This is a genomic window from Trichloromonas sp. (assembly GCF_041583255.1).
Taxonomy (GTDB): domain Bacteria; phylum Desulfobacterota; class Desulfuromonadia; order Desulfuromonadales; family Trichloromonadaceae; genus Trichloromonas.
This window is the reverse complement of sequence record NZ_JBFHGD010000263.1, coordinates 1-3934: the sequence shown is the minus strand read 5'-3', so window position 1 is coordinate 3934 and position 3934 is coordinate 1. Positions and strand designations below refer to the sequence as shown.

The following is a 3934-nucleotide window of genomic DNA, read 5'->3' as shown; positions in this document are numbered from 1 at the left end:
GTTCAGTCTATTCGGCTCCGGAGAACGTCCTCATCTACGTCACCTCCAACCGTCGCCACCTTCTTCCCGAATACGAAACAGACAACCTCGGCGGCAAGTATGTCAAGGGGGAGCTGCAGCAGAGCGAGGCGACGGAGGAGAAGGTCTCCCTCTCCGACCGCTTCGGCCTCTGGGTGGCCTTTCATGTCTTCAGCCAGGATCGCTACATCGACGCCGTGCGCCTGTGCGTCGAGCGCCAGGCCCGCCAGCGCAAGGTGGAGATCCCCTGGAGCAAGGAGCTGGAGCTTGATGCCATCAAGTGGTCGCACGACAAGAGCAAGCGCTGCGGCCGGACCGCCTTCCAGTTCTCGAAGAACTGGGTCGGGCGCTACCTGCTGGAGAAGGCCGGGGCGTAATCCCTGCGGACAGATCAAAGAAAAAGGCACTTGCTTCCGGACCGGGCAAGTGCCTTTTTCTTTTTGATTCGGCGCCCTTGAATTTCTGTTGAAGGGCGAGGTACAGTAGAAGCAGGACACAGTTATAACCGTGGTTGGGCGAGCCTGCCCAAAAAGGAACATCGATGATTGAAATCGTTTTGGGGATACTGCTGGAGTGCTGGGACATCCTGGTCGAAGCGGCGCCGTTTGTCCTGTTCGGATTCCTGGCCGCCGGGCTGCTCAAGGGGCTGCTCCCCGAGGATGTGGTCAGTCGGCATCTCGGAAGCAACAGCGTCGGTTCGGTGCTCAAGGCCTCGCTGTTCGGCATCCCGCTGCCGCTCTGCTCCTGCGGGGTGATCCCGGCGGCGATCGAGCTGCGCAAACAGGGGGCGAGCAAAGGGGCTTCGGCGGCGTTTCTGGTGTCGGTGCCTGAAACCGGGGTCGATTCCATCGCCATCACCTGGGCCCTGCTCGACCCGATCATGACGGTGGTTCGGCCGCTGGCGGCGTTTGTGACGGCCACGGTGACCGGCCTGCTGATCAACCGGCTGCCGGAAGACCTGGTGCCCCAGCCGGCCTCGGCCGAGGCCGCCGAAGAACCGGGCTGCGGCTGACCGCCTAAGCCGGGCGGGGGTGCTCCGCTCAAAACAACCCGGCCGCCAGTGCGACAGCGCCTTCGCAGCGGCATGGCCTACGCCTTTGGCGACCTGTTGTGCGATATCGGCGCTTGGCTGATGCTCGGTGTTGCTGTCGCCGGGGTGATCTCCTACCTGGTGCCCGCCGATTTCTTCGCCCGCTACCTGGGCGGGGAATTCTCCTCGCTGCTGATCATGCTGGTGGTCGGCATCCCCCTCTATATCTGCGCCAGCGCCTCGACCCCGGTGGCGGCGGCGATGGTACTCAAGGGGCTGTCGCCCGGGGCGGCGCTGGTCTTTCTGCTGGCCGGCCCGGCAACCAACGCGGCGACGCTGGCCGTGGTCGCGAAGTTCTGGGGACGCTCGGCGACCATGGTCTACCTCTTCTCCATCGCCAGCTGTTCGCTGCTGCTCGGCTGGCTGGTCAACCGCCTGTATGCCTGGGCGCAGATCGATATCCTCCAGTGGGTCCACGACGACGGCGAAGCGGCCGCGTCAATCTGGGCCATCGGCTCGGCCCTGCTGCTGCTCCTGCTGCTGGCGCGCTGCTGGTGGCCGCGCCTGCGCCAACAGCTGTCCAGAATTATTTGAGCAGCCTTTCGGCGGCCAGTTCCTCGAGCAGCACCTTTCCCTGGTCGAGGCTGTCGAAGATGATGGCCGAAGTCATGGTGGCGCTGGTGACGGCGTCGACCTTCGGGTTGAACGACCAGCTGCCGTACAGCGGCCGCCCGAGCACGTTACGGACAAAGGCGGCCAACTCCCCGGCATCCCATTCGACATTGCCGTACTTGGTCAGCTGCAGTTTCTCGAGCCCCAATACCTTGCCGCTGCGGTCAAACAGGTAGAAAAAATGGACGTCGTGGCAGATGTCGCAGATCGATGAGCGACTGGCGACCTCGGCGTACAGGGTCCGGTCGCTGCCGTCGCGGGTCAGGGTTGCGGCATAGACCCGGCGGCCGCTCGGCAGTGAGAGCCGCTTGAAGTCCCTGAGCTCGCCGCCCTGGGCGATGAAGGCGGCGGCAACCCGGCGGCTGATCTCCGCCTCGTCCTGGGGCGGTTCGGGGCGCTTTTCCGCCGGAACGGCCTCGCTTGGGAGGCTGGCGAAGGTGCTGGCCTCTTCCTGCAGCAGCCCGCGCAGAAAATCGAACAGCCCCTCCATGTCGTAGTCTTCGCCGAGATGCGACCCGGCGACGACCCAGGGTTCCCCCGGCTGGCTGCGCAGGGCGTAGATCGACAGGGGCGTCGGGCCGCCGCGCACGGCGCGGTGGAGGGTAAACCGCCGGTCGGCGACGATCGGGAACGCCACCTGGTAAATATCGATAAAGTCGGCGATCTGTTCGTCGCTGTTGGCGACCGCTACGCCGAGCATCTTGACCTTGCCGCGGGTCTCCGGGGACTCTTCGAGCATCCGGTACAGCTTGTTGTACGGCCCGGTCTGCTTGCGGCAATGGGGGCAGAGGGCGTTGAGCATTTCGACCAGCACCACCTTGCCGCCAATCTGGCTGAGGGTGAAGGTCGGGCCGTCGCCCAGCCCGAGGTAGGCTCGCTGCTGGGGGTCGGTCGGAGCCGGCAGCGCTTTTTCGGGAAAGGCTTCGCCGATGTCGATGGGGTCGGCATAGGCCGTCAGCGCCCCACCAAGTGCCAGCAAACATATAAGAAATAAATGGCATAGCCTGGGTTTCAGCATGTAGACCTCCCTACGCTAAAAGCGTCTATACAGTATAAAAATCTCCATCAAATTCAAGAGTATGCTTCCGGAAGAAAATTTTCAACTTGCAATATCTATCTATTTGGCTAAAATGCCAAATAGATTCTTTCAGAGGACGCATACATGGATGCAACACGTAAGGCATACCTGACGGCCCGGACCCAGGTTCTCAAGGCGATGGCCCACCCGAGTCGGCTCCTGATCATCGAAGAACTCGAAAAGGAGGAGCGCTGTGTCTGCGAATTGACCAGCATGGTCGGGGCGGATGTCTCCACCGTTTCGAAGCATCTGTCGGTCTTGCGCGAGGCCGGTATCGTGCAGGATGAAAAGCGCGGCAACCAGGTTTATTACCGGTTGCGGGTCCCCTGCATTCTCAATTTTTTCGGCTGTGTGGAATCGGTGCTGGCGGCCCGCAATGGCGAACCGGCAACATGTTGTGGTAAGGCGGAAGAGTAAAAAATTTTACCCGAGTATTTGGTTGTTTTGCCAAATGTTTTAGATAAGGTGAGGCAGGTAAGCGAGGCGAGTATGAACTGGACACGAGAATGGAAACCCTTAACACTGATTCTGGCCGTTTTCACCGGTCTTTATTATCTGCCGGTCGACTGGCTGCAGCAGTCCCGGTTGCTCGAAAACGCTCTCTGGGAGGCGCTGCACCTGGCCCGCTGGTATGCCCGGGAGCATGTGCTGCTGTGCCTGGTGCCGGCTTTTTTTATCGCCGGCGCAGTCGGCGTTTTCGTCAGCCAGGCCGCGGTCATGAAATATCTCGGGCCGAAGGCGAACAAGGTCCTCGCCTACGGGGTGGCTTCGGTTTCGGGGACGGTGCTGGCGGTCTGTTCCTGCACCATTCTGCCGCTTTTTGCCGGCATCTACCGCATGGGGGCCGGATTGGGCCCGGCCTGCGCCTTTCTCTATTCCGGTCCGGCCATCAATATTCTCGCCATTGTTCTGACCGCCAACGTCCTCGGCACCGAGATGGGGGTAGCGCGGGCGGTCGGTGCCATCCTTTTCAGCATTATAATCGGCCTGTCGATGCACTTTTTTTTCCGCAAGGAAGAGCAGGAAAAGATCGAAGCGGCCGGGGCCTTGCCGGAGCCTGAGGTCGCCCGCCCTTTGTGGCAAAACGGCATCTATTTCGCCGCAATGGTCGGTATTCTGGTCTTTGCCAACTGGGG

At 61.6% G+C, this 3934-nt stretch carries 4 protein-coding genes and 1 pseudogene; 4 read left to right on the top strand and 1 reads right to left on the bottom strand.

Going from position 1 to position 3934, the window contains the following annotated elements; translation table 11 throughout:
• Both ABYV89_RS15210 and ABYV89_RS15205 read left to right on the top strand, forming a co-directional pair.
• The coding region (locus ABYV89_RS15210) for a DUF815 domain-containing protein (protein WP_432823783.1) at window positions 1-395 on the top strand (395 nt) is incomplete at its 5' end.
• A 167-nt stretch (window positions 396-562) separates the two neighbouring features.
• Window positions 563-1642 (top strand): annotated as a pseudogene (locus tag ABYV89_RS15205) (SO_0444 family Cu/Zn efflux transporter).
• Here the strand turns inward: ABYV89_RS15205 and ABYV89_RS15200 are convergent.
• Complete coding sequence (locus tag ABYV89_RS15200) at window positions 1635-2738, bottom strand: peroxiredoxin family protein (RefSeq protein WP_432823782.1); 1104 nt, start codon at window positions 2736-2738, stop codon at window positions 1635-1637. The pseudogene ABYV89_RS15205 and the gene ABYV89_RS15200 overlap by 8 nt on opposite strands.
• Before the next feature lie 144 nt (window positions 2739-2882).
• Here ABYV89_RS15200 and ABYV89_RS15195 point away from each other — a divergent pair, with 144 nt between their 5' ends.
• Together ABYV89_RS15195 and ABYV89_RS15190 are read left to right on the top strand one after the other, a co-directional pair.
• Window positions 2883-3215: an ArsR/SmtB family transcription factor gene (locus ABYV89_RS15195; protein WP_432823781.1), complete on the top strand. Its 333-nt coding sequence runs from the start codon at window positions 2883-2885 to the stop codon at window positions 3213-3215.
• A 72-nt stretch (window positions 3216-3287) separates the two neighbouring features.
• Window positions 3288-3934: permease (locus ABYV89_RS15190; protein ID WP_432823780.1), on the top strand; the 647-nt coding region annotated here is incomplete at its 3' end.

Coding starts and splice junctions, on each gene's coding strand:
- ABYV89_RS15200 (WP_432823782.1), bottom strand. CDS start 2,738: ATGCTGAAACCCAGGCTATGCCATTTATTTCTTATATGTTTGCTGGCA.
- ABYV89_RS15195 (WP_432823781.1), top strand. CDS start 2,883: ATGGATGCAACACGTAAGGCATACCTGACGGCCCGGACCCAGGTTCTC.